Source organism: Neisseria sp. Marseille-Q2251 (assembly GCF_940793045.1).
GTDB lineage: Bacteria > Pseudomonadota > Gammaproteobacteria > Burkholderiales > Neisseriaceae > Neisseria.
This window is the reverse complement of the sequence record NZ_CALNWV010000019.1, coordinates 1-24,609: the sequence shown is the minus strand read 5'-3', so window position 1 is coordinate 24,609 and position 24,609 is coordinate 1. Positions and strand designations below refer to the sequence as shown.

Below are 24,609 nucleotides of genomic sequence, written 5' to 3'. Positions count from 1 at the left end.
CTTTTTTGGTACCCGCCTTACCGCTTCAACTTCGCAAACGCATCTGCCATCGCCGAATTGGTTGGGGCGCGGTCGTTGTGCTGGGGTTTGCGGTCGCGGCGTTCCTGATGTCGGGTTTCAGACGACCTGTTGCCTTTGGCTGAGCCGCCCGCCTCGTCATCCAGCCGCATGGTCAGCGCGATGCGTTTTCTGGCGGCATCGACTTCCAGCACTTTCACTTTCACCACGTCGCCGGCTTTCACCACTTCGCGCGGGTCTTGGACGAATTTATTAGACAGGGCGGAGATGTGCACCAAGCCGTCTTGATGGACGCCGATGTCCACGAACGCGCCAAAGTTGGCGACGTTGGAAACTACGCCTTCGAGTATCATGCCGACTTGCAAGTCGCTGATTTCGTGGATGCCTTCGGCGAATGAGGCCGTCTGAAACTCGCCGCGCGGGTCGCGGCCGGGTTTTTCCAGTTCGGACAGGATGTCCAGAATGGTCGGCAGGCCGAAACGTTCGTCGGTGAAGTCGGACGCTTTGATTTGCTTCACGCGCTCACGGTTGCCGATGAGTTCGGCGGCGGTAATGCCTTGTTGCGCCAGCATTTTGGCGACGACGGAATAGGCTTCGGGGTGGACGGCGCTCGCGTCCAGCGGCTCTTTGCCGCCGTTAATCCGCAAAAAGCCGGCCGCTTGCTCGAAGGTTTTTTCGCCCAAGCGCGGCACTTTCAGCAATTTTTTGCGGCTGTCGAACGCGCCGTTTTCATCGCGGTAGGCGACGATGTTTTGGGCAAGGGTTTGATTCAAACCGGAAATCCGCGCCAAGAGCGGGGCGGAAGCGGTGTTCACGTCCACGCCGACGGCGTTCACGCAGTCTTCGACCACTGCGTCCAGCGATTTGGCGAGCTGGCTTTGGTTCACGTCGTGCTGATACTGCCCCACGCCGATGGATTTGGGGTCGATTTTGACCAGTTCGGCGAGCGGGTCTTGCAGCCTGCGGGCGATGGACACCGCGCCGCGCAGGGAAACGTCCAAGTCTGGGAACTCGCGTGCCGCCAGTTCAGACGCGGAATAAATCGATGCGCCGGCTTCGGAAACGACGATTTTGTGCAGCCCCATTTCCGGCATTCCGCGTACCAGTTCGCCCGCGATTTTGTCGGTTTCGCGGCTGGCGGTGCCGTTGCCGATGGCGATGAGTTTCACGCCGTGTTGTTTAATCAGGCGCGACAGTGTTGCCAACATATTGTTTTCTTGATGCAAATAGACGATGACCGTATCCAGCAGCTTGCCCGTGTCGTCCACCACGGCGCATTTCACGCCGTTGCGGTAGCCGGGGTCGAGACCCAAAGTGGTCAGCCGTCCGGCGGGCGCGGCGAGCAGCAAGTCTTTGAGATTGCGGGCAAACACGGTAATCGCGTCGGTGTCGGCGGCTTCTTTCAGACGGCCTAAGGCTTCGAGTTCCAGCGACAAAAAGATTTTCGCGCGCCAAGTCAGGCGCACGGTGTCGCGCAGCCATTTGTGGCCGTCTGAAACCTTGAAACGGCGGGCGATGAGTTGCTCGTATTCGCTTTGCTGCGTAATCGGCGTGTCGTCGGGCTGGTATTTGAGCGCGATGTTCAACACGCCTTCGTTGCGGCCGCGCAAAACCGCCAGCGCGCGGTGGCTGGGTATGGCGCGGACGGGTTCGCGGTGGTCGAAATAATCGCTGAATTTTTCGCCTTCGGTTTCTTTGCCTTCAACGACTTGCGCATGGATTTCGGCTTCGTTCCACAGCTTGTCGCGCAGCGTGCCGATGAGTTCCGCGTCTTCGGCAAACTGCTCCATCAGAATCGCGCGCGCGCCGTCCAGCGCGGCTTTGGTGTCGGGAACGTTTTCGTTCAGGTAGCCTTGCGCGGCGGCTTCCACGTCCTGCGGCTGCTCGGCAAGCAACACGTCCGCCAGCGGCTGCAAACCGTGTTCGCGCGCGATTTGCGCTTTGGTGCGGCGTTTGGGCTTGTAGGGCAGATACAGGTCTTCCAGCGCGGTTTTGTTGTCGGCGTCTTCGATTTGCGCCCTGAGGTCGTCTGAAAGCTTGCCTTGCTCTTCAATGCTTTTTAAAACAACGGCTTTGCGCTCTTCCAACTCGCGCAGGTATTGCAGCCGCTCGGCAAGCTGGCGCAGCTGCGTATCGTCCAGCCCCCCTGTGGCTTCCTTGCGGTAACGGGCGATAAATGGCACAGTCGCGCCGTCGTCCAAAAGCTCGACAGCGGCGGTGATTTGCGCGGCGGTGGCGGAGAGTTCTTGGGAGAGGATTTGGGTGATGTTCATGGGGGTCCTTTTATGGGTGCAGGCTGCCTGAAAGCGTTAGTTTTAACGAAGTTGAAAAGTGCAGGCTGCTTTTGGGGCATAGGTTAGAACGAAATTAAATTTTCAAGTAACCTGAAAGGTTATTTTGGCTTGTATTGCGACATAATTTCTTGAGCTTGGCTTTCCAGTTCGGGGAACAGGGTTTGCCTGCTAATACCGAATGCTTTGAGTTCCTGCATGATTTGAGTTTTGTTTTTGATAATGAATTTTTGGTTGTTTTGAGCTTTTCGCTGCCAGTTATCGGGAAATTTGGCTGGATTGAGTTTTGTGTCGTCAATACCGAAAAGCAGGAAACAGCCTTGTTGTCGGGAAATCCGGGCATTGTTGAGTTTGGCACGAACGCATAGGACACGGGTTAAATCTGTTGGATTAATAGCTGGGCGAAAGCTGGGTTTATCGGTACGAATGGTATGCAGCAACGAAATAATTTCTTTTTGGTTGTTAAAAAATGAATTATTATTATAAATACTAGTATTTTCTCCAAATACAAATTTTATTAATTTCAATCCTTCTTCATATTTCATTTCAGAAGTGTTTTCTAATAAAAAATCGCGTTTAGCTAAAAGTTCATTTTTTCTTTTTTCCGCTTCTAATGGGGCATTTCTTATTGCTTCCATTTGAGCCAATTTACTAATAAGTCCTAATGAAAATATTGATGGTTGCAAAGCTAACGCAGCTAAAATCGATACAGTATCACTATCCCAATATTTCACTTCCGTATCAGGAATATCTAAAATAATCAATTCACCATTTTCATTGTGATAGTTTTCATTGAAGCAGGCAAAATAAAGTGCAACTAATGCGTTAGTTGTTAAATCTAGAAGCCGTGTAGCATAGCCATAGTGCTGCAACTTAACGAGTTTCTCAAATAACGTATCATTTGGTGGAAAATCATCAGGACAGTTGGTCAGTGCGTCTTTAATGATTTTATCTTCGTTTTCAATATAATAAGGTTTATCTTTACGATAAATGTTGGGCAATAATTCCCATTCTTTTGCTTGCCCGCGAAAGAAGCGTGTTTTGCCATGTATTGGCTCGCCCAATTCTTTAAGAATTTGAGTTAAGTCGCTAATACTTTGGATTTCATTGGGTTGATTGGTCATTTGGTGCTTTCTACTAGCAAAAATTTTTAGGATTGGATTTCTCAGGCTACCTGAAACTACCGTTTCAACGCTTCCAATTCGGCAATATCTTCCGCTTCCGCCTGCTGCGCCATGTGTGCCAAACGGTTTTTCCTGAACAGCCCATATTGTTCACCGGCAAACGCTTCCATTTGCTTGTGGCTGCGCGTGCCTTTGCCTTCCAATACGGCGAAGCCGTTGTCGGCGATGATGCTGTCTATGCGGCTTTGCCAAAACGCAAGCGTCAGACCTTGCCGGTTTTTGGCGCGCAGTTCCGCACTTTCCAGAAAGATGACGGTCAGGCGGTTGAGCGTGTCGATTTCGTCGGTATTCAGGTAGTTTTTTGCAATGACGATATCGGCTTTGCGCACGCGTTCGCCGCTCCATGATGTCAGCCCCATATTGGGGGCGTTGCCGTCGGCGCGGCGGCAGACGAGTTCGGCGGCGGTTTGCTGCGTTACGGCGTAAATCAGCTTGTTTTGCGCTTGGGCGAAAAACATCTGCGTGGCTTTGTCGGTGGGGTCGTAATCGGCAGAGAGTTTGAACAGTTCGCGCACTTTTTGATAAAACCGCATTTCGCTGGCGCGGATGTCGCGGATTTTTTCCAGCAGTTCGTCAAAGTAATCCACGCGTCCGTTGGGATTTTTCAGGCGTTTGTTGTCCAGCACGAAGCCTTTCTCCAAATAGCCCGTCAAAACCTCGTTCGCCCAACGGCGAAACTGCACGCCGCGTTTGCTGCGCACGCGGAAGCCGATGGCCAGAATCATTTCCAAAGCATAGTGTTTGACTTGGTATTGCTTGCCGTCTGCGGCAGTTATAAAGAAATCCTTTATAACTGAATTTCCATCTAATTCATTGTCTTCCAATATGTTTTTTATGTGCAGACCGATATTTTGCACGGAGGTGTCAAAAAGTTCGGCCAGTTGGCTTTGGTTGAGCCAAACGGTGTGTTCCTGCGCCAGCAGGTTTACTTGGGTGCGGCCGTCTTCGGTTTGGTAAATCAGGATTTCGGACATGGATTTTCCTTACTTTGTAGGCTGAGGTCGTCTGAAAAATATCGGTGGCTTATTCCTCATCACATTCTTCATCATCTTCATCGTCATAGGAGGTGTAGAGCCAATTGTCCCAGCCGAACAGTTCGAGCAGCGTGTCGAAGCGGTCTTGGTCGGCGGTGCCGATAAATACGCCGTTTGCGTTGCCGTTTTCGTTAAAACAAAGCAGGATGATTTCGTGAAAACCGTCAGTGTAAAAGCGTTGGTTTTCTTGTCGGAGTTCTATGATTTCGGTGCAGTTTTGTTGGATAAACTGTACGGCTTGGGCATCTGTCGATTCTTCGTCCATTATGTTGGCGCAGTAGTGCAGGCCGCCCATAGCGGCGTTGGTGTAAGCCAGTTCCAGCAGTAGGGCGCTGGTTTCGGGCAGGTGCGGCTGCCATTCGTAGCTGTCGGTTTTATCGGTGTAAAAGCCGATATGGACGGGCGGGTTGTCTTGCGCCAAATCGGCTCTGGCAATGCCGCACAGAAACACGCCTTGGTTTTCTTCCATCAGCACCAGATAATTGCCGTCAAAATCTATCTTTTCCAATGGCAACAATCGGTTAAACGATTGATTGACCGCCTCTTTGCCGCCCAATGTACGCAGATATTCGCGCAACATGGCGGGGAAGCGGATGCCTAGGCGTTGTTCGGCAGCGGTGATTTCGGCTTCGGGCAAGCCGCAGGGGAGGTGGTCAAGGTGATAGAGGGTGGCGATATTTTGCAGATAATTCATGGAGTAATCAGGGGCAGGGGTCGTCTGAAAAACACGCTATTATAAAGGATTAACTTGGTGCCGAACGTCCTTTCAGACGACCCCTTCTCACATTTTCAGCTAAAATACGCGCCATTAAAGGACAAAGCCATGATGACGCCCGAAACCCAGAAACAGCTCAAAATTACCGACGTCTCCGCCAAGAAGCTCGACAAACTCAACCTCCATACCGCATGGGATTTGGTTTTGCATCTGCCGCTGCGTTACGAGGACGAGACGCACATCATGCCGATTAAGGATGCGCCGATCGGCGTGCCGTGTCAGGTCGAGGGCGAAGTCATCCATCAGGAAGTCACGTTCAAACCGCGCAAGCAGCTGATTGTCCAAATCGCCGACGATTCCGGCAGCGTCCTTTTTCTGCGCTTCATCCACTTTTACGCCAGCCATCAGAAACAGATGGCGGCCGGCAAACGCATCCGCGCCGTGGGCGAAATCAAACACGGGTTTCACGGCGACGAGATGATTCATCCTAAAATTCGCGATGCGGAGAGCAGCGGTTTGGCGGAAAGCCTCACGCCGATTTATCCGACTGTAAACGGTTTGAACCAACCCACTTTGCGCCGCATCATTCAGACGGCCTTGGACGTTACGCCGCTGCACGACACGCTGCCCGATGCCTTATTGGGTCGTCTGAAACTGCCGCACCTCGCCGAAAGCCTGCGCCTTTTGCATTCGCCGCCGCCGAGTTTCACCATCCATCAGCTTTCCGACGGCGCGCTGCCCGCATGGCAGCGGCTCAAATTCGACGAACTTTTGGCGCAACAGCTTTCCATGCGTTTGGCGCGGCAGAAGCGCGTCAGCGGCACGGCGGCGGCATTGGGCGGCGACGGTACGCTGACCCAAGCCCTGCGCCACGCCTTACCGTTTGCCCTGACCGATGCACAAGAAAGGGTCGTGTCCGAAATCCGCCGCGACATGGCGCAAACCCACCCCATGCACCGTCTGCTGCAAGGCGATGTCGGCAGCGGCAAAACCATCGTCGCCGCCTTGTCCGCGCTGACCGCCATCGAATCCGGCGCGCAGGCGGCCGTGATGGCGCCGACTGAAATCCTTGCCGAACAGCATTTCATCAAGTTCAAACAATGGCTCGAGCCGTTAGGACTCGAAGTCGTCTGGCTCTCCGGCAGCCAGCGCAAAAAAGCCAAAGACGAAGCCAAAGCCAAACTCGCCGACGGCACCGTCAAAATCGCCGTCGGCACGCACGCCCTGTTTTCAGACGACGTCGAGTTCCAAAATTTGGGCTTGGTGATTGTGGACGAACAACACCGCTTCGGCGTCGCCCAACGCCTCGCCCTCAAAAACAAAGGGCGCGACGTCCATCAATTGATGATGTCCGCCACGCCCATCCCGCGCACGCTCGCCATGAGTTTCTTTGCCGACTTGGACGTGTCCGTCATCGACGAATTGCCGCCCGGGCGCACCCCGATTAAAACCCGCCTCGTCAACAACGTCCGCCGCGCCGAAGTCGAAGGCTTCGTCCTCAACATCTGCCGCAAAGGGCAGCAGGCATACTGGGTCTGCCCGCTGATTGAAGAAAGCGAAACCCTGCAACTGCAAACCGCCACCGAAACCCTCGAGCAGCTTCAGGCGGCATTGCCCGAACTCAACATCGGCTTGGTACACGGGCGCATGAAAGCCGCCGAAAAAGCCGAAGTCATGGCAGAGTTTGCCGCAGGCCGTCTGAACGTCTTGGTCGCCACCACCGTCATCGAAGTCGGCGTAGATGTGCCCAACGCCGCCCTGATGGTGATCGAACACGCCGAGCGCATGGGCTTGGCGCAGCTGCACCAATTACGCGGGCGGGTAGGTCGCGGCGCGGCAGAAAGCGTGTGCGTCCTCCTGTTTGCCGAACCTTTAAGCGAACTTGCCAAAGCGCGGCTGAAAGTCATCTACGAACACACCGACGGCTTCGAAATCGCCCGCCAAGACCTCAACATCCGCGGCCCCGGCGAATTTCTCGGCGCGCGCCAAAGCGGCGTCCCCATGCTGCGCTTCGCCAATCTCGAAGAAGATCTGCACCTCTTGGAGCAAGCGCGCGAAATCGCCCCGATTCTGATTGAACAAAACCCTGAAATCGTCGAAGCGCATCTGGCAAGGTGGCTTGCCAGCCGGGAAGGATATTTGGGCGTGTGAGGTCGTCTGAAAAGGCTTTGCCTGCGGATATAGTGGATTAACTATAAACCAGTACGGCGTTGCCTCGCCTTAGCTCAAAGAGAACGATTCTCTAAGGTGCTGAAGCACCAAGTGAATCGGTTCCGTACTATCTGTACTGTCTGCGGCTTCGTCGCCTTGTCCTGATTTTTGTTAATCCACTATAATGAACAAGGGACGTATGATCGCGCCCCTTGTTGTGCGTTTGAAGGAAAGGGAGATGGTTCAACACAAAAAGGTCGTCTGAAAACTTTTTCAGACGACCTTTTAGACTTTATAGAGAACAGATTTATTTCGTGCCGTAATTGGGTTGCAGCAGGGCGCAGGGTTGGCGTTCCCTGCGGCTGCGGCGGCTGCGTCCGGCGATGGTGCTGCAGGCGGCGCCGGGATCGGTTTTGTCGGCTTTTTGGGGTTTGTCGCCGCGCTCGTTACGTTCATTGCGTTCGCTGCGGTTGTTCCGTTCGGAACGGTTTCTGTCGCTGCCGCGGCTGCGTGTTGGGGCAGCTTGGGTGTCTGCGGCGGTATCGCCGTCGGCGTCCGCGCCCCACCAGTTCGGCTCGAAACCTTCGATGCGTTCGACTGCCAAGTCGTTGCCGGTCAGCTCTTTGATGGCTTCAAACATTTTCTGTTCGGTTTTGTCCATCAGGGAAATGGCGACGCCGTCCGCGCCTGCCCTGCCGGTGCGTCCGATACGGTGGACGTAGTCTTCGGGCTGGGTTGGCAGTTCGTAGTTGATAACGAAGGGCAGCTCGGCGATGTCCAGTCCGCGTGCGGCGACGTCGGTGGCGACGAGGACGCGCAGGCTGCCTTCTTTGAAGGCGTTGAGTGTTTCGAGGCGGCTTTGCTGGGATTTGTCGCCGTGGATGGATTGGGCGGCGAGGTTGCGGCGCACGAGGTCGCGGGTCACTTGGTCGACGCTTTGTTTGGTTTTGCAGAATACGATGACTTGGTTCATCTGCAAATCGACAATCAGCCGCTCTAAAAGATTGCGTTTTTTGAGTGCGTCAACGGCGATGATGTGCTGCTCGACATTGGCGCTGGTGGTGTTTTGCGCGGCGACTTCGACGATTTCGGGCGCGTTCATGAAGTCTTTGGCGAGTTTGCGGATGGCAGGTGCAAAGGTTGCGGAAAAGAGCAGGGTTTGGCGTGGCTTGGGCAGCATCTGCATGATTTTGCGGATGTCGTCGATGAAACCCATATCCAGCATACGGTCGGCTTCGTCGAGGACGACGATTTCGACTTTGTTGAGGTTGATGTTTTTCTGTTTGACGTGGTCAAGCAGCCTGCCGACGGTGGCGACGACGATTTCGCAGCCGGCGCGCAGGTCGGCGGTTTGTTTGTCCATGTTGACGCCGCCGAAGAGGACGGTATGCCGCAACGGCAGGTTTTTGATGTAACCCTGCACGTTTTGGTCGATTTGGTCGGCAAGTTCGCGCGTCGGGGTTAACACCAGCATACGCACGGGGTGCATCGCGGGCGAGGTGCTGGAAGTGGCGTAGCGTTTGAGGCGTTCTAGGCTGGGCAGCATAAAGGCGGCGGTTTTGCCTGTGCCGGTTTGGGCGGCGGCGAGCAAGTCGTGGCCGGCGAGTGCTTTGGGGATGGCGGCGGCTTGGATGGGCGTCGGGTTTTCGTAACCTTGTTCGGTCAGCGCGGAAACGATTTCGCTGCCAAGCCCGAGTGAGGCGAATGGATTCATGACGGTATCTTTCTGTCCAGACGGGATGCGGAATGCCGCGAGGGGTCGTCTGAAACGGGAGGATGTTTTGATTGTGTGTTCGGTAGGATGCCGCCGGCAAAGTGTGCGGCCGGTTTACGGCAAACCGCAGAAGTGGGGATGTGGTCTCTGCGGCATGGAAAGGTAAGCGGGATTATGCCATAAAACCCTTGCGCCGCCCAACGGCAGGCGGTCGGGGCGTTGGGATTGGGCGGTGTCGCCGGGGTGGAAGGGGGATTTTTTACATTGCCATGCCGGCGGCGTTTATGTCCCTTAAATTTTTGAAACCGCTTATCATTTCCTGACGGCATTTACTGTCATAGTTCAAACTTATCGAAACCTTTCATATGTAAATGAAACTAAATCGTACTAATGGGACTCTGTTTTGGGACAGACGCAAATTTGCGCTGTAAACCATCAATCACAATAGGAATATACGACATGAAAACTTTATTGATCGCCGTTGCCGCTGCAAGCCTGATGCTGGGTGCCTGCTCTAGCAGCAAAACTACTGAAGAAGCTAAAACCCCTAGCGTAAGCGTTGAAGAGGCAATCGCTCAATGTCAACAAGCTTCCGGTGCAAACCAAGACCGCGCCGTGTTCGATGCATGTATGAAAGACAAAGGCTACCAACGCAGCGCCGCTGAAGGCGCAGCCGCAGCTGCTGCTTCTGCACCTGCCGCACAATAAGCACAGCTAGGAATTATTGATGTATCACCCGATCTGTTCGGGGTCATACATCAACAATTTCTCGCCATGCTTGTTCCGCCTGATTCCATTCACTCCCGGAAGGTAGGGCGGGCGCAAACGGAAAGGTCGTCTGAAAACTGTTTTCAGACGACCTTTCCGTTTGTTTTATCCGGCGGATTCGGTTATTACAAGGCGCGGTCGAAATACAGCGGCACGCCCGATGCTTCGCTCATGCGCAACAGATAATCCATAATCTTTTGCGGCCACTCGACGCCGCGCACGACGGTCAGGTTGCGCAATATCGGGAACACCAATATGTCTTCCATGCCGATTTCGCCGTTCAAACCTGCGCCGCCTTCTGCCATCAGCGTTTCCAGTTCCGCCAAATCCCCGTTCAGCCGTTGCACATACTGACCGGTTTTCTCCAAATTGGCGGCGAAGCTGCCGATGCTTTTCTCTTTTTTGTCCGTGAAATATTTCACCGCTTCCGGCGTTTCAAATTCGGGCAGTCCGAGTTTGATCACGCGCGGCTGGACGAGTTTCAGGTTGTATTCGCCCACTTTGTCCAACCATGCCTGGATTTCGGGGCGGGTTTCATCTTTCAGACGACCCTCGCGGTCAAGATAGCGGACAACGTCCAAACTCTCGCCCATAAACGAACCGTCTTCTTTTTGCAGGATGGGCACTTGTTTCGCGCCGATCATGCTGATCGGCGTCGCCTCGTCGTCGTTTGCCAGCACGACGTCTTCAACGTCCGCGCCCAACAGCCCCGCCGCTATCCGCGCCCGCACGCAAAACGGGCAATGGTCATAGTAATACAGTTTCATTAAAAATCCTCCGAAAATGGGTTTGATTGGGCAAAGGCCGTCTGAATGCCTCACGCAAAAGGATTATCCTGCCAAATATCTTTGGAAGCCATATCTGATAACGTGTTTATACGGCCGGGATATATGCAGTATTTTCTCCGGGCAGTATAACCGATGTTGAAATTTCCGTCGGATACACGACATCAGCGGCTGTCTCTGCTGAAATTTCACCTGCCAACTCATTGTAAATTCCTTTGTCGTTTTGGAAATCAATATCGGCAACCTTGCGCCTTTCCCCGTTTTCCAAAACCACTTCTGATTCAAATAATATTTTATTATCGGTTTCATCTTTCAGATTGATTTCTGCAAAATCCAAAGAGATCGACTGGATATTCCAGTCGGACAATAGAGAAAGCTCTCCTTCCTCCGTTTTCCCGTTACTGTTTTCGTCATGCCAGATTCTTAGCTCGCCCCACAATTCATCATATTGATTAATGATATTATTATTGTCGCTGTCCAAATCTTTCAAAGCTTCTACGCCGTTTTCTGCGCGCTTGCCGTCAGACATAACTGTTGCCTCACCAAACATCTCCGTTCCGTCGTTTACCATGCCGTCTCCATTTTTATCCCAAACCAAAAAACCGCTGCCTTTTTTGAGCCAAGCCGTCTGTTCGGCCATCCCGTCGCCATCCATATCAAAACTCACTCCATCCTCTACCGAAGTCGTGAGCAACTCTTCTCCATACAGCTCGATAGCAAGAGGAGTATGGTAATTTTTGGCAATTTGGTCAAAATTCTGCTGAAGATTATCCACTCCGCCCTGCAAATCAAGTGAAATATTGGCTTTGTTCAGTAAATCCTGCAAAGCTTTCAAAGCTTCGTTTTCATTATGAATTTCTTTGCCTTTTCCTGATGCCTGTTCGGATTTTTGCTGTTCGACCAAAGCAGCCAAGCGGTTCACTGCATTGGAATGAAGCCTGCTGGCTGAAGTAATCAGTGCCGCATACGCACTTTTTGAGTAATTTACTAAATTATCGTTGAAGCTGACACTCTTGCCCGCGCTGCCGATACCGAATTCAATCGCCCCCTGCTTTCCGCCTGAAGAATAATATAACGCTGTTCTTGCAGCCGTCGTTACCGTACCGTCTGCCAAACGGCTGTTGGCAGGTACAAATACCACCATCAGCGTAGGATTTCCACGCGCCATCATCGGCATCAGACTAAGCGGCATATTCGGATCGGTTTTCTGAAAGCGAACCCGCTCGTCACCTACGCCAAACAGTCTGCTGGGATGGTCAGGCGCTGCTTCATCCATTCCTGATTGCAGGATTTTTTGCTTTTCGGCCGGAGTTTTACCGTTTAGCAGGTTTGGATTGATTTTCTTAAGGAATATTGATTTCGCCAATGTCCAATAAGTATCGCCGGGCTGGCCGCTGGGGTTTTGGGTTTTCATTTTATGGGCAAAATAATCAACAGCCTGTTGTTGATTCATCGCCTTGATTGCTGCCGTATCCGATCCGTATTTGGTTTCTTTGGGATTATTCCGCAGATCAAACTGAAAACGGTTGTATTCGGCTTTTCCTTCCTCATAAACAAATCTTCGTGCATATTCATTCGCTGTTGTATTACGATTTCCATCAATATCAAGATCAAGCTTGGACATTGTTTTTGAAAGCCCATGCCCTATTTCATGCGCCCAATCAGAAGCAGTCAGATATCTTTTGTCTGCCGTACCGAATACAATGCTTCTATTTTCTTTGTTATTAACTAGTTCACTTTTAAAAAATATACCGGAATATTCGGGATCCGCTCGAACGCTCCCTAATCCCCACTGACTAATAAAATTACGAGTTTGTCCCATTAAAATCGGATCCCGAATAATCTGATTTACCTCTGAAACAGGCATCCCTAATTTTAAAAAATGCTGCCGGATTTGTGCTGTTGTAGCCATACCATATACCTTTAAAATTAAATACTATCGACTATCTGATAAGAAAGATGCTGGAAATATCATTAATGCATTTGTCTGTTGGATGCTGAAATAATATTCCTGCACCTTTCCCCTCCCTTATAATCAAATGTCTATCACTCCCGATCAAACGGTTGTCTTCATCTACTGCTACTTGATTTACTACCGTATACCTGGGGAAATTCTTTCTTGTTCCGTCGTTAAAGCATACGCTGACCGGGCTTAGGATATGAGATGAAACATAGGGTTTCGGCAAATCATCAGGATAACGGTCGTCAGGAAACAGCGAACGGTAATGCTTTAAATAATCAGGCGTTGCTTCGATTTCTAAAAAAGTGCTGCCGTCGTAGTCGGTCTGATGCACTACCGTAAAGCCGTCGGTCGGCCGTTTTAGCTTACGCCACCTGTGTTTGAGCCATTTCTGCCGCTCTGCCTTGTCTTTCCATCTGAGTACCGCCTGTTTTTCTCCGTCAGGCCGCAAACGGCCAGAAAGCCGCAGATAGCGCCGGTACACGGGAATCTGCCACTTTTTCGCTAAATCTTCAGGCGGCATATCAAGCAAACAGGCACTATGCACCGTGCCTGCTATCTGCCTGAACAAACTCTCGAAGCTATTTACAGGATAAAGCTGCTCGCAGCCCGTTGCGTCATCCGCATATGCTTGAGAAACAGAGACCGTCTGAATGCTGCCGCTATCAGCATGAGACAAAATGGGCAGCAACATGGCCGGCCACAACAAAGCAGCTAAAAATTTCACACCCATCTCCTTCTTGATAAAAATTATTACTTACATTGATATTATTCCCAATATTTTTTCACTGCAAGCACATTTACACGCTAATTGTTTGTTTTATTTTGATGTTTATATGTTATTGCAAGTTGGGTAGCCCAGGCCGTCTGAAACATGCTTTGTCGCAAAATACGGGCAAGCTGCTACAATACAGCCGCTATGTCGAAACAAAACAAACGGAGAAACGGCACGCCATGAGCAACACACGACAAACACCGGAAATCCCCGCCGCACCGATGCAAGAATCCCGCGCGTGGTTTGACGCGCACACCGCCGGTTTGCCCGAACCTGCGCAAAAGCTGCTTCAGACGGCCTTGTCGCTGGCCGAGACGCATTATCCTGCCGATGCGGCCACGCCTGCGGGCGAGCCGCTTTTGGCGCACCTTTTGGGTGCGGCGCGTATGGTGAACGAATTGGATTTACTGCCCGATGCGGTGGCCGCCACGCTTTTGGCCGACATCGTGCGTTTTGTGCCCGACTGGCGCGAGCTGCTCACGGAACGCTGCAACAGCACCGTCGCCGAGCTGGTCAAAGGTGTGGACGAAGTGCAGAAGCTCACCCACTTCGCCCGTGTGGACAGCCTTGCCACGCCTGAAGAGCGCGCCCAACAGGCGGAAACCATGCGTAAAATGCTGCTGGCGATGGTTACCGACATCCGCGTCGTGTTGATCAAGCTCGCCATGCGTACCCGCACCATGCAGTTTCTCAGCAATATCCCCGACAGCCCCGAAAAACGCGCCGTCGCCAAAGAAACCCTCGACATCTTCGCCCCGCTCGCCAACCGTCTGGGCGTATGGCAGCTCAAATGGCAGCTCGAAGACCTCGGCTTCCGCCATCAAGAACCCGAAAAATACCGTGAAATCGCGCTGCTTTTGGACGAAAAACGCACCGAACGCCTCGAATACATCGAAAACTTCCTCAACATCCTGCGCGCGGAGCTTAAAAAATACAACGTCCACTTTGAAGTCGCCGGCCGCCCGAAACACATCTACTCCATTTACAAAAAAATGGTGAAGAAAAAACTCAGCTTCGACGGGCTGTTCGACATCCGCGCCGTGCGGATTCTGGTCGATACCGTCCCCGAGTGTTACACCACGCTGGGTATCGTCCACAGCCTCTGGCAGCCCATCCCGGGCGAGTTCGACGACTACATCGCCAACCCCAAAGGCAACGGCTATAAAAGCTTGCACACCGTCATCGTCGGCCCGGAAGACAAGGGCGTGGAAGTACAAATCCGCACCTTCGATATGCACCAATTCAACGAATTCGGTGTCGCCGCGCACTGGCGTTATAAAGAGGGCGGCAAGGGCGATTCCGCCTACGAACAGAAAATCGCCTGGTTGCGCCAACTCTTGGACTGGCGCGAAAACATGGCGGAAAGTGGCAAGGAAGACCTCGCCGCCGCCTTCAAAACCGAGCTTTTCAACGACACGATTTACGTCCTGACCCCGCATGGCAAAGTCCTCTCCCTGCCTACGGGTGCGACCCCCATCGACTTCGCCTACGCCCTGCACAGCAGCATCGGCGACCGCTGCCGCGGCGCGAAAGTCGAAGGGCAAATCGTGCCGCTGTCCACCCCGCTTGAAAACGGACAGCGCGTCGAAATCATTACCGCCAAAGAAGGGCATCCTTCCGTCAACTGGCTCTACGAAGGCTGGGTCAAATCCAGCAAGGCAATCGGCAAAATCCGCGCCTATATCCGTCAGCAAAACGCCGACACCGTGCGCGAAGAAGGCCGCGTCCAACTCGACAAGCAGCTTGCCAAACTCACGCCCAAGCCCAACCTGCAAGAGCTTGCCGAAAACCTCGGCTACAAAAAACTCGACGACCTCTACACCGCCGTCGGACAAGGCGAAATTTCCAACCGCGCCATCCAGAAAGCCTGCGGCACGCTGAACGAACCGCCGCCCGTACCTGTCAGCGAAACCACCATCGTCAAACAGTCCAAAATCAAAAAAGGCGGCAAAACAGGTGTACTCATCGATGGCGAAGACGGTTTGATGACCACGCTTGCCAAATGCTGCAAACCCGCGCCGCCCGACGATATTGTCGGCTTCGTTACCCGCGAGCGCGGCATTTCCGTACACCGCAAAACCTGCCCCTCTTTCCAACACCTCGCCGAACAAGCGCCTGAAAAAGTGCTGGACGCAAGCTGGGCGGCGTTGCAGGAAGGACAAGTGTTCGCCGTCGATGTCGAAATCCGCGCCCAAGACCGCTCAGGGCTTTTACGCGACGTATCCGATGCACTTGCCCGCCACAAACTCAACGTTACCGCCGTGCAAACCCAGTCCCGCGACTTGGAAGCCAGCATGAGGTTCACGCTTGAAGTCAAACAAGTCAACGACCTCCCGCGCGTCCTCGCCAGCCTCGGCGACGTCAAAGGCGTGTTGAGCGTCACGCGCTTGTAAGGTGGAACAAAAGGTCGTCTGAAAAACGGATTTCAGGTTTTTCAGACGACCTTTTTGTCTGTATCGTCAATCGACATTGGAACTATCTGTTCTGTCCTTCCTGCCTGCGCGGAGACGGGCTGCGACGGAAATCCGGAAGTTCGGGCTTACGGCAATCTTTAAGTGCCTCTGAAAAGCAGAAGGCTGGATTCCCGCCTGCGAAGGAATGGCGGTAATTGGAGCAGCTTCGATAAATCGCTATCTGCCTTTTAAAAACAGCCACATCTTCAAATCAAAGGTCGTCTGAAAACTGCAATATGCGGTTTTCAGACGACCTTTTGTGTTGCCAAGTTCAAAGCAAGGCTGAACCTGAATCGGGAAAGGTTCAGTGATCGACGGTGATGCCTTTGTTTTCCTGTTGTTTCTGTTCGTCCAGTTTCTTTTGCAGCGTGTCGCACGGGGTGTCACAGTCGCAGACTTTTTTCATGCCCAGCGAGGAAATGCCGCCGCAACTGCCTTTGATGGTGCGTTTGGAGAAAATATAGCCGACCGCCATGCCGAGGATGACGAGTAGGAAGAGGCCGAAGGTGAGGAGTAGGGTTTTCATGATGGTGTTCCTGTGGGATGGATATGAGTGTGTAGATATTAATGGAGTAGTTTTTTAAACGCGCCGGACATTTCGGTGCGGTAGCCGTTTTGGTCGCGGATAATCAGGAAAACGGCGAGGTTTTGCTGTTCGGCGAGTTTGAGGGCTTCGGTCTCGCCGAGTACGAAAAGTCCGGTGGACAGGCCGTCGGCGGTGGTGGCGTTGTCGGCGACGACGCTGATGGAGGCGAGGCGGTGCGACAGCGGGCGGCGGGTTTTGGGGTCGATGATGTGGGACAGCCGCCTGCCTTGCGGGTCAACGTGGAAAATGCGGTAGTCGCCGGAGGTGGCGAGGGAGCGGTTGTCGAGGGGGATGACGATTTGGGTGTTGCCGCCTTGGACGATGTTGGGCTGTTCGATGCCGATGCGCCAAGGCTCGCCTTTAGCGTTGCGGCCTTTGCCGTGCAATTCGCCGCCGATTTCAACAAGGTAGTTGTTGATGCCGAGTTTTTCAAGTTCGCCTGCCACTTTGTCCACGCCGAAGCCTTTGGCGATGGAGGAAAAGTCGAGATAGGTTTCGGGCTGGGTTTTGGCGAGCGTGGCTTGTTTGCCGTTTTGCGTCAGGATGATTTTGTCGGTGCCGGTTTGGGCGGCGGCTTTGTCGATTTCGGCTTGGGTGGGTTCGCGGGTGATTTCTTTGTTCGGTCCGAAGCCCCAAAGGTTGACGAGCGGGCCGACGGTTACGTCGAGTGCGCCTTGTGTGAGGCGGTTGAGGCGTAAGGCTTCGGCGGTAACGGCGGCGAAATCGGCGGAAACGGGCATGGGTTTGCGGGTTTCACGCATTTGGTTGAAGCGGCTGATTTCGGAGTCTTCGCGGTAGGTGGACATTTGGCGGTTGACTTCTTCGAGCGCGCCGTCAATCTGTTTTTTCACGGCTTCGGGCGCGGGCGGGTTGGAGAGGTCGTCTGAAAGGTATTTGACGGTATAGGTCGTCCCCATCGTTTCGCCCTGAAGTACGGTTTGTTCGGATGTTTTTTTGCCGCACGCACCCAGTGGTAAGGTAAGGACGAGGGCGGTGGCAAGGGCGGGAATGGCGGAGGGCAGGTGCATGATAGGGTGTTCGGGTGTTTTCAGACGACGTATTGTAACGTAAAACGCAGGGGCGCGCGGCTTGCGGGAGAGGGGCTTTTCTGCTAACATCCGCGCTGCATTAAGAGTTGGGAATTCCATGCCAACCTGCTTTTCAGACGGAAAGGTAAGGTGGACGGCTGCAAAGCCGATGTGGTCCGAGAGGGCAATTCAAATCCCCCCGCTTGATGCGGGAATTTTTTTGCCTGTATGTTTTGTGCAGGCAGGATTCCTAACCTTTTATCCAAGTAGGAATATTTATCATTTGGATGGAGCGCAGGTGGAAATTTTGTTATGATTTCCGTTGTGGGATATATGATGAAACAACAGGTCGTCTGAAAGCAGACGGCTTGTTTTTGAAGGAAAATATTGAAATGAGCGAATATCTGTTTACTTCCGAATCGGTTTCCGAAGGCCATCCGGACAAAGTAGCCGACCAAGTGTCCGATGCGATTTTGGATGCGGTTTTGGCGCAAGACCCCAAAGCGCGCGTCGCGGCGGAAACTCTGGTAAACACCGGTTTGTGCGTGTTGGCGGGCGAAATCACCACCACCGCCCATGTGGACTACATCAAAGTCGCACGCGAAACCATCAAACGCATCGGCTACAACTCGTCCGAGTTGGGCTTTGACGCCAACGGCTGCGCGGTCGGCGTGTACTACGACCAGCAATCCCCCGACATCGCCCAAGGCGTGAACGAAGGCGAAGGCATCGACCTGAACCAAGGCGCAGGCGACCAAGGCTTGATGTTCGGCTACGCCTGCGACGAAACCCCGACCCTGATGCCATTTGCCATCTATTACAGCCACCGCCTGATGCAGCGTCAAAGCGAATTGCGCAAAGACGGTCGCCTGCCTTGGCTGCGTCCCGACGCAAAAGCGCAGCTGACCGTGGTTTACGACAGCGAAACCGGCAAAGTAAAACGCATCGACACCGTCGTCCTGTCCACCCAGCACGACCCTGCAATCAGCCATGAAGAACTGAGCAACGCCGTTATCGAGCAGATTATCAAGCCCGTTCTACCGCCCGAAATGCTGACTGCCGAAACCAAATATCTGATCAACCCGACCGGCCGCTTCGTTATTGGCGGCCCGCAAGGCGACTGCGGTCTGACCGGCCGTAAAATCATCGTTGATACCTACGGCGGCGCGGCTCCGCACGGCGGTGGCGCGTTCTCCGGCAAAGACCCGTCCAAAGTGGACCGCTCTGCTGCCTACGCCTGCCGATATGTCGCGAAAAACATCGTCGCCGCCGGTTTGGCGACCCAATGTCAGATTCAGGTTTCCTACGCCATCGGCGTTGCCGAACCGACTTCGATTTCCATCGACACTTTCGGCACCGGCAAAATCAGCGAAGAAAAACTGATTGCCTTAGTTCGCGAACATTTCGACCTGCGCCCCAAAGGCATCGTCCAAATGCTCGACCTCTTGCGCCCGATTTACAGCAAATCCGCCGCATACGGCCATTTCGGCCGCGAAGAGCCTGAGTTTACTTGGGAGCGCACCGACAAAGCAGCCGCATTGAAAGCAGCCGCAGGCGTATAAAAAGCTATAAAGGTCGTCTGAAAGGGAGTTTCAGACGACCTTTGCCGTCCCGAGTCAAAAACTTTTTGGCAAACGACGTATCATATGTTTTACAAAAAAACAGCACGGCGCTGTGTTTCCTTGCCGCGCTGTCTTTTACCCGTCCACCAATAAAATAAAACTGAAGGAATACATCATGAAAAAATGGCTGCTGGCTGTTTTGCCCGCCACCGCGCTTGCCGCTCCGCCTCAAGGCTTTTATCAAAATTACCAAGACTGGGACATCGCTTGCGACAATACCGGCACCTGCCGTCTTGCCGGATATCAGGCGGATGAAACAGAAACGCCGGTTTCCATCTTATTTACCCGAAAAGCGGGGGCGAACGCCGCCGTTGCCGGCGAAGTTTCCCTGCTGCCGTTTAACGACGATGAGCGACAACTCGCCCGCGTGGCAGCCCGCAGCGAATTGATGCTGAACGGCAAATCACTGGGCAAATTGGCGTTGAACAAAAAAGGCAAAGGCAAATTGAGCAGTGCGCAAACCAACGCCTTGCTCGAAGCATTGAAAAAAGAAAGCAAAATCAGCATCCGTGCCGGAAAATATGAATGGCACTTGTCCGACAAAGGCGCAGCGGCGGCAATGTTGAAAGCGGACGAATTCCAAGGTCGTCTGAATACGCCTTCCGCGCTGATTCGCAAAGGCGACAGCAGTCAGGCAGTCCTCAGCCCGCAGCCCAAACCCGTCATCCGCGCCGTTACCGTACCGAAAACAGCAGGCGATATACTGGAGCAAGACACACCGCGCCACAGCGCCGTCATGAAGCTGCTGCGCAACAGCAACCGCGTTTCCGAAGGCGACGATAATTACTGTTACGCCCTGCATAATAAAGAGCAAATGGGTTGGAACCGCAGCCTGTATGTCCATCCGCTCAACGATCGTCAGGTGTTGATTTCGGCCATCTGTATCGGCGGTGCTTATCAAACCAGCGGCTACTATGCCATTGCCGATAAAGAGTTGACCAAAATCGAACAAGTGTTGCCGCCGATGGTATACGGCGGGCACGGCGGATTCGACGAGAAAACAGCCACCCTCAGCGGCAGCTTCAAAGGCCGCGGCATAGGCGACTGCTGGACAAGCAATACGGCGGTGTGGGACGGCAAGAGCTTCGTCCGCAGCGAGGAACATACTACCGGCTCGTGTAAAGGCTTTACCGGCGGTGCGTGGTGGCTGCCGATTTTTGATGCCCGCGTCGAGCGTTAAAATACGCCGAATATCGAAACAGACGGAAAAAGCCGTTTCAAAAATGCCCGCAAGATTGAGCGATTTTGCGGGCATTTGCTACACTTGGGCGATGTTTGGAAAGGAAAAGGCGCAGCAGCAGAATGCCCGTTTTCAGACGACCTTTTTCCTTATACAATACGCTTGGATTTTATATATTCTGATATAAAGGATACGGATTATGTTCGGCAAACAACTCTTTGAAGAAGTCAGCGCAAAAATCAGCGAAACCATCGCCAACAGCCCCGCCAAAGACATGGAGAAAAACGTCAAAGCCATGCTCGGCAGCGCGTTCAACCGCATGGATTTGGTTACGCGCGAAGAATTCGATATCCAGCAGCAGGTTTTGATTAAAACCCGCACCAAACTGGTCGAGCTGGAAGAGCGTCTGGCAAAACTTGAAGCCGCGCAAGAGCCTGAGCAGACTGCATTGGAAGCCGCGCAAGCCGCAGCCCAAGAAGCCGTCGAAGAAATCAAACAGCAAACCGAAGCCGGCGAATAAGGTCGTCTGAAACATGTCGCTTGCCTTGGTTTACAGCCGCGCCTTGAGCGGCATGAATGCGCCGTTGGTCGAAGTGGAAGCCCACCTCGCTAACGGCCTGCCTCATTTCAACATCGTCGGATTGCCCGATACCGAAGTCAAAGAAAGCCGCGATCGTGTGCGCGCCGCCATCATCCAAAGCGGTTTCGACTTCCCCGCCAAAAAAATCACCGTCAACCTCGCCCCTGCCGACCTGCCCAAAGAATCGGGACGTTTCGACCTGCCGATTGCGCTGGGCATCCTCGCCGCATCCGGACAAATCGCGCTCGAAAAGCTCGCGCAGTACGAGTTTGCCGGCGAATTGGCACTTTCCGGTATGTTGCGCCCTGTGCGCGGCGCGTTGGCGATGGCGTGGCAGGGCATGCAGGCGGGACGCTCTTTCGTCCTGCCGCAGGAAAACGCAGAACAAGCCGCCGTGATGCGCGGCATTACCGTTTACGGTGCGCGTTCGTTAGGTGAAGTCGCCGCCCATTTGAACGGCATCGAACCTTTGGCGCAAACCGACTGCCAAGTCCCGCAGAGGTCGTCTGAAAACGCCAAACTGCCCGATCTCATCGATGTCAAAGGCCAACATACTGCCCGCCTTGCTTTGGAAATCGCTGCCGCGGGCGGACACAGCCTCTTGATGATGGGCCCGCCGGGAACGGGCAAGTCCATGCTTTCCCAGCGGTTGCCCGGCATTCTGCCGCCTTTGACCGAAGACGAATTGGTCGAAGTATGGGCGTTGCGTTCGCTCCTGCCCAACCACCAGCAACAACTCGACAGCAACCGTCCTTTCCGCAGCCCGCACCATAGCGCCAGCTCGGCAGCCATGGTCGGCGGCGGTTCTGATCCGCGTCCGGGCGAAATTTCATTGGCGCATCACGGCGTTTTATTTTTGGACGAGCTGCCCGAGTTTGACCGCAAAGTTTTGGAAGTTTTGCGCGAACCTTTGGAAAACGGCGAAATCCACATTTCCCGCGCGGCGCGCCAAGCCGTCTATCCCGCCAAATTCCAGCTCGTCGCCGCCATGAACCCCTGTCCGTGCGGTTATCTCGGACATCCCGTCAAACCCTGCCGCTGCACGCCCGAAAGCGTCGCGCGTTACCGCAGCAAGATTTCCGGCCCGCTGCTCGACCGCATCGATTTGACCATCGAAGTTCCGAGCCTGTCCGCCGCCGAACTGATGCAGCAGGAAGCAGGGGAAAGCAGCGCCTGTGTGTTGGAACGCGTGATCGCCGCCCGCGACAAACAATACGCGCGGCAAGGCAAAGTGAATGCCGCCTTGAGTGTCAGTGAACTCGATACGTCCGCCCGCATCCAAAAAGAAGCGCAGGAAGCCTTGGGCAGCCTGTTGGAAAAACTCTCCCTCTCCGCCCGCAGCTTCCACCGCATCATGCGCGTGGCGCGTACGCTGGCGGATTTAGCGGGCGATGAAGAAGTCGGCAGAAGCCACGTTTTGAAAGCCGTCAGCTTTCGCCGCGCGTTGTAAGATTTTTCAGACGACCTTGAATGCTGAAAACGGAAGATTCAAGATAAAAAACCGAAACAGGTTGGGTATCTTGCTGGTGTTTTAAGTGAGGAATGTACTGTTTTATCAGGAAATTCCGTTGTCGGCGAACTGTCAGCACGTCCTAACATCACGGCGGTTTTCGTAAAAACCATGTAAACAAACAGCGCATTTTTGCCCAATATAAAGGATATTGATAAAATGACCCGTCCCTGCCGATGGCAGCAGCAGATTCATCTGCCGCCAAAAGGTTGTCTGAACGGCATCATCAATATAGGTATCTTATGAATAAGAACACTCAATACGGCAAAGGCCTTTTCGGCTTTTTCTTCGGCCTCCTCCTCGCTACCGGCGTGATCGGGGGCATCCTGTATTTTCTGAATCAAGACACGCCGAACGCCTTCAAAGGCGCGACCGAGCCGCAAAAACAGCAAACCGAGCCTGAAATCCTCAAGCCGCAGGAAAAATCCAAACCTGAATCCAAGCCTGAGACTGAAGAGCAGCCTGTCGTCGTTCCCGTAGAGAAAGAGCGTCCGGCAGAAGAAGCTAAGCCCGAACAGAAACGCAGCGAAGCCGACGACGATGCGGCAGCCAAAGAAAAAGAACGCGCCGAGAAAGAAGCGCAAGAAAAGGCTGATAAAGCCAAAGCCGAGAAAGAACGCGCGGACAAAGAAAAAGCGGAAAAAGAACGTGCCGTCCATGAAGCGGAAGACGAAGCCCGCGAAGCAGAAAAAGCCCTACGCGAAGCTGAAAAAGAAGACAAAGACGCTGCCGAACGCGAGTTGAAACAAAAACTTGCCGAGAAAAAAGCAGAACTTGCGAAAAAACGCGCAGAAAAAGCCAAAGCCGACAAAGAAGCCGCCGATAAAGCCCAAAAGGCAGCCGAGTTGACGGACAAACAAAAAGCGCGCGCCGAGCGCAAACTTGCCGAGAAAAAAGCGGCAGAGAAGAAAGCCGCCGAAGCCAAGAAAACTGAAACGGCCAAAACCAACAAACCGACTCCCGAACAAATCCTGAACAGCGGCAGCATCGAAAAAGCCCGTCAGGAAGCGAATAAAGGTGCGGCGAAAGAAGTGAAGAAAGCTGATGCGGACAAACAAACCGCCAAAGCCGACAACGCCAAAGCCGAAGCCAAAACTGCGGAAGGCGGTAAGAAAGTCATCCTGCAAATGGGTTCGTACGCCGACCGCAACAGCGCCGACGCGCAACGTGCCAAACTCGCCATGCTGGGCATTTCGTCCAAAGTAGTCGAACGCACAAACGGCGACAAAACCGTTTACCGCGTACAAAGCAACAGCATGTCGTCTGAAACCGCAAAAAATGTTCAAAAAGACTTGCAAAAACACAATATCAACAGCCTGATGCGTTCGGCACAATAAGGAGGCGGCAATGAAACGGACAAGCAAACCAGCAGCCGTCCTCCTCAGCCTCGCGCTTGCCTTTTCCGCAAGCGCGCAGGCTGCGGTCGAAGGCGTGGATTACACGGTTTTGAACAAACCGATTCCGCAACAAGACGCATCCAAAATCGAAGTTTTGGAATTTTTCGGCTATTTCTGCGTACATTGCCAAAACTTTGATCCCGTCTTGCTGTCATACAGCAAAACTTTCCCGAAAGACGTTTACCTGCGTACCGAACACGTCGTCTGGATGCCTGAAATGTTGGGCTTGGCGCGGGTTGCCGCGGCGGTTAACGCTTCGGGTTTGAAGTATCAGGCAAACCCCGCTATTTTCAAAGCCGTACACGAACAGAAAATCAATTTGGCGGATGCCGCCACTTTCAAAAGCTGGGCGGCGGCACAAAAAAGCTTTGACAGCAAAAAACTGATTGCCGCATACGACGCACCCGCCAGCCTTGCAGCCGCTAAAAAAATGCAAAGCCTGACCGAGACTTACCGTATCGAAGGCACGCCGGACGTCATCGTCGGAGGCAAATATCGGGTCATATTCAGCAGCGATTGGGCGAATGGGCAGAAAACCATAGGCGAGCTGATTAACAAAGTCCGCCAAGAGCGTTCCGGCAAAGCCGCGCGCTGACGGAATTTATCCAGACAGTTTCGGAATGACCGCAAAAGATAAGGCGGTTTCCGAACTGTCTGTTTGTTTTGGGCGGCGTAAAATCCATAAAAACGAATACTGCTGAGGGATGGGGTAAATATAGTCAATTAAAAATAAAATAGTACAATACTCAACTTTTAAGGTCTAACCATGGCATACTCTGCGGACTTAAGAAACAAAGCTTTAAACTATTACGAACAATGCAAAAACATCAGCCAAACCGCAGCGACGTTTAACTTGTC

20 protein-coding genes and 1 riboswitch are annotated in these 24,609 nt (G+C 53.2%); of the genes, 10 read left to right on the top strand and 10 right to left on the bottom strand.

Translation table 11 applies throughout. From position 1 onward, the window contains the following. Positions 1–17: 17 nt before the first annotated feature. From AAG834_RS07920 to AAG834_RS07905, 4 genes are all read right to left on the bottom strand, one after another. The gene (locus tag AAG834_RS07920; protein ID WP_342031806.1) at positions 18–2,291 is read right to left on the bottom strand and encodes a Tex family protein; all 2,274 of its coding nucleotides are present in this window, start codon (positions 2,289–2,291) and stop codon (positions 18–20) included. A gap of 119 nt (positions 2,292–2,410) precedes the next feature. Then, complete coding sequence (locus tag AAG834_RS07915; RefSeq protein WP_342031805.1) at positions 2,411–3,433, bottom strand: FRG domain-containing protein; 1,023 nt, start codon at positions 3,431–3,433, stop codon at positions 2,411–2,413. Between the two features lie 56 nt (positions 3,434–3,489). Continuing rightward, a complete protein-coding gene (locus AAG834_RS07910; RefSeq protein ID WP_342031804.1) occupies positions 3,490–4,467 on the bottom strand; it encodes a virulence RhuM family protein in 978 nt (325 codons plus the stop codon). Between the two features lie 49 nt (positions 4,468–4,516). Next, complete coding sequence (locus tag AAG834_RS07905) at positions 4,517–5,221, bottom strand: SMI1/KNR4 family protein (RefSeq protein WP_342031803.1); 705 nt, start codon at positions 5,219–5,221, stop codon at positions 4,517–4,519. Between the two features lie 129 nt (positions 5,222–5,350). Here AAG834_RS07905 and recG point away from each other — a divergent pair, with 129 nt between their 5' ends. Next, positions 5,351–7,393, top strand: a complete 2,043-nt coding sequence (gene recG, locus AAG834_RS07900; RefSeq protein ID WP_342031802.1) for an ATP-dependent DNA helicase RecG — start codon at positions 5,351–5,353, stop codon at positions 7,391–7,393. A gap of 307 nt (positions 7,394–7,700) precedes the next feature. Here recG and AAG834_RS07895 read toward each other — a convergent pair whose 3' ends face one another. Next, on the bottom strand, positions 7,701–9,107 hold the full coding sequence (locus AAG834_RS07895) for a DEAD/DEAH box helicase (RefSeq protein WP_342031801.1): 1,407 nt from the start codon (positions 9,105–9,107) through the stop codon (positions 7,701–7,703). Positions 9,108–9,566: 459 nt separating this feature from the next. On the opposite strand from AAG834_RS07895, the gene AAG834_RS07890 reads away from it, so the two are divergent. Then, positions 9,567–9,815 carry a hypothetical protein gene (locus AAG834_RS07890; protein ID WP_003757173.1) on the top strand — a complete coding sequence of 83 codons (249 nt, stop codon included), beginning with the start codon at positions 9,567–9,569 and terminating at the stop codon, positions 9,813–9,815. A gap of 185 nt (positions 9,816–10,000) precedes the next feature. Here the strand turns inward: AAG834_RS07890 and AAG834_RS07885 are convergent, their stop codons facing one another. The 3 genes from AAG834_RS07885 to AAG834_RS07875 form a co-directional block, all read right to left on the bottom strand. Next, positions 10,001–10,642, bottom strand: coding sequence for a GrxB family glutaredoxin (locus tag AAG834_RS07885; RefSeq protein WP_342031800.1), 642 nt, complete (start codon positions 10,640–10,642; stop codon positions 10,001–10,003). Between the two features lie 106 nt (positions 10,643–10,748). Further along, positions 10,749–12,572 carry a hypothetical protein gene (locus tag AAG834_RS07880; protein ID WP_234396124.1) on the bottom strand — a complete coding sequence of 608 codons (1,824 nt, stop codon included), beginning with the start codon at positions 12,570–12,572 and terminating at the stop codon, positions 10,749–10,751. A gap of 31 nt (positions 12,573–12,603) precedes the next feature. Continuing rightward, positions 12,604–13,353 (bottom strand): hypothetical protein, encoded by a 750-nt coding sequence (locus tag AAG834_RS07875; RefSeq protein WP_342031799.1) that lies wholly within the window; start codon positions 13,351–13,353, stop codon positions 12,604–12,606. A 221-nt stretch (positions 13,354–13,574) separates the two neighbouring features. Between AAG834_RS07875 and AAG834_RS07870 the strand changes: the two genes are divergently transcribed. Next, positions 13,575–15,788 carry a RelA/SpoT family protein gene (locus AAG834_RS07870; RefSeq protein ID WP_342031798.1) on the top strand — a complete coding sequence of 738 codons (2,214 nt, stop codon included), beginning with the start codon at positions 13,575–13,577 and terminating at the stop codon, positions 15,786–15,788. A gap of 364 nt (positions 15,789–16,152) precedes the next feature. Here the strand turns inward: AAG834_RS07870 and nqrM are convergent, their stop codons facing one another. Further along, entirely contained in the window at positions 16,153–16,374 is a 222-nt protein-coding gene (gene nqrM / locus AAG834_RS07865) for a (Na+)-NQR maturation NqrM (protein ID WP_003744568.1), read from the bottom strand. A gap of 38 nt (positions 16,375–16,412) precedes the next feature. Next, on the bottom strand, positions 16,413–17,462 hold the full coding sequence (locus AAG834_RS07860) for an FAD:protein FMN transferase (RefSeq protein WP_342031814.1): 1,050 nt from the start codon (positions 17,460–17,462) through the stop codon (positions 16,413–16,415). Positions 17,463–17,554: 92 nt separating this feature from the next. After that, a riboswitch (SAM-I-IV-variant riboswitch) is annotated at positions 17,555–17,664 on the top strand. Between the two features lie 190 nt (positions 17,665–17,854). Here AAG834_RS07860 and metK point away from each other — a divergent pair. From metK to AAG834_RS07825, 7 genes are all read left to right on the top strand, one after another. Beyond that, positions 17,855–19,024 (top strand): methionine adenosyltransferase, encoded by a 1,170-nt coding sequence (gene metK, locus AAG834_RS07855; protein ID WP_342031797.1) that lies wholly within the window; start codon positions 17,855–17,857, stop codon positions 19,022–19,024. Between the two features lie 175 nt (positions 19,025–19,199). Next, positions 19,200–20,264 carry a DUF1176 domain-containing protein gene (locus tag AAG834_RS07850; RefSeq protein ID WP_342031796.1) on the top strand — a complete coding sequence of 355 codons (1,065 nt, stop codon included), beginning with the start codon at positions 19,200–19,202 and terminating at the stop codon, positions 20,262–20,264. 199 nt (positions 20,265–20,463) lie between these two features. Further along, on the top strand, positions 20,464–20,784 hold the full coding sequence (locus AAG834_RS07845) for an accessory factor UbiK family protein (protein ID WP_016686683.1): 321 nt from the start codon (positions 20,464–20,466) through the stop codon (positions 20,782–20,784). A gap of 13 nt (positions 20,785–20,797) precedes the next feature. Next, a complete protein-coding gene (locus AAG834_RS07840) occupies positions 20,798–22,294 on the top strand; it encodes a YifB family Mg chelatase-like AAA ATPase (RefSeq protein ID WP_342031795.1) in 1,497 nt (498 codons plus the stop codon). Between the two features lie 302 nt (positions 22,295–22,596). Then, positions 22,597–23,691 (top strand): SPOR domain-containing protein, encoded by a 1,095-nt coding sequence (locus AAG834_RS07835; protein WP_342031794.1) that lies wholly within the window; start codon positions 22,597–22,599, stop codon positions 23,689–23,691. Positions 23,692–23,701: 10 nt separating this feature from the next. After that, the gene (locus AAG834_RS07830) at positions 23,702–24,346 is read left to right on the top strand and encodes a thiol:disulfide interchange protein DsbA/DsbL (RefSeq protein ID WP_342031793.1); all 645 of its coding nucleotides are present in this window, start codon (positions 23,702–23,704) and stop codon (positions 24,344–24,346) included. 171 nt (positions 24,347–24,517) lie between these two features. Further along, the coding region (locus AAG834_RS07825) for an IS630 transposase-related protein (protein WP_218965968.1) at positions 24,518–24,609 on the top strand (92 nt) is incomplete at its 3' end.

What these genes read in the sequence shown, in the direction of transcription:
- AAG834_RS07920 (WP_342031806.1), bottom strand. Translation starts at nt 2,291, where the DNA reads ATGAACATCACCCAAATCCTCTCCCAAGAACTCTCCGCCACCGCCGCG.
- AAG834_RS07915 (WP_342031805.1), bottom strand. Translation starts at nt 3,433, where the DNA reads ATGACCAATCAACCCAATGAAATCCAAAGTATTAGCGACTTAACTCAA.
- AAG834_RS07910 (WP_342031804.1), bottom strand. Translation starts at nt 4,467, where the DNA reads ATGTCCGAAATCCTGATTTACCAAACCGAAGACGGCCGCACCCAAGTA.
- AAG834_RS07905 (WP_342031803.1), bottom strand. Translation starts at nt 5,221, where the DNA reads ATGAATTATCTGCAAAATATCGCCACCCTCTATCACCTTGACCACCTC.
- recG (WP_342031802.1), top strand. Translation starts at nt 5,351, where the DNA reads ATGATGACGCCCGAAACCCAGAAACAGCTCAAAATTACCGACGTCTCC.
- AAG834_RS07895 (WP_342031801.1), bottom strand. Translation starts at nt 9,107, where the DNA reads ATGAATCCATTCGCCTCACTCGGGCTTGGCAGCGAAATCGTTTCCGCG.
- AAG834_RS07890 (WP_003757173.1), top strand. Translation starts at nt 9,567, where the DNA reads ATGAAAACTTTATTGATCGCCGTTGCCGCTGCAAGCCTGATGCTGGGT.
- AAG834_RS07885 (WP_342031800.1), bottom strand. Translation starts at nt 10,642, where the DNA reads ATGAAACTGTATTACTATGACCATTGCCCGTTTTGCGTGCGGGCGCGG.
- AAG834_RS07880 (WP_234396124.1), bottom strand. Translation starts at nt 12,572, where the DNA reads ATGGCTACAACAGCACAAATCCGGCAGCATTTTTTAAAATTAGGGATG.
- AAG834_RS07875 (WP_342031799.1), bottom strand. Translation starts at nt 13,353, where the DNA reads ATGGGTGTGAAATTTTTAGCTGCTTTGTTGTGGCCGGCCATGTTGCTG.
- AAG834_RS07870 (WP_342031798.1), top strand. Translation starts at nt 13,575, where the DNA reads ATGAGCAACACACGACAAACACCGGAAATCCCCGCCGCACCGATGCAA.
- nqrM (WP_003744568.1), bottom strand. Translation starts at nt 16,374, where the DNA reads ATGAAAACCCTACTCCTCACCTTCGGCCTCTTCCTACTCGTCATCCTC.
- AAG834_RS07860 (WP_342031814.1), bottom strand. Translation starts at nt 17,462, where the DNA reads ATGCACCTGCCCTCCGCCATTCCCGCCCTTGCCACCGCCCTCGTCCTT.
- metK (WP_342031797.1), top strand. Translation starts at nt 17,855, where the DNA reads ATGAGCGAATATCTGTTTACTTCCGAATCGGTTTCCGAAGGCCATCCG.
- AAG834_RS07850 (WP_342031796.1), top strand. Translation starts at nt 19,200, where the DNA reads ATGAAAAAATGGCTGCTGGCTGTTTTGCCCGCCACCGCGCTTGCCGCT.
- AAG834_RS07845 (WP_016686683.1), top strand. Translation starts at nt 20,464, where the DNA reads ATGTTCGGCAAACAACTCTTTGAAGAAGTCAGCGCAAAAATCAGCGAA.
- AAG834_RS07840 (WP_342031795.1), top strand. Translation starts at nt 20,798, where the DNA reads ATGTCGCTTGCCTTGGTTTACAGCCGCGCCTTGAGCGGCATGAATGCG.
- AAG834_RS07835 (WP_342031794.1), top strand. Translation starts at nt 22,597, where the DNA reads ATGAATAAGAACACTCAATACGGCAAAGGCCTTTTCGGCTTTTTCTTC.
- AAG834_RS07830 (WP_342031793.1), top strand. Translation starts at nt 23,702, where the DNA reads ATGAAACGGACAAGCAAACCAGCAGCCGTCCTCCTCAGCCTCGCGCTT.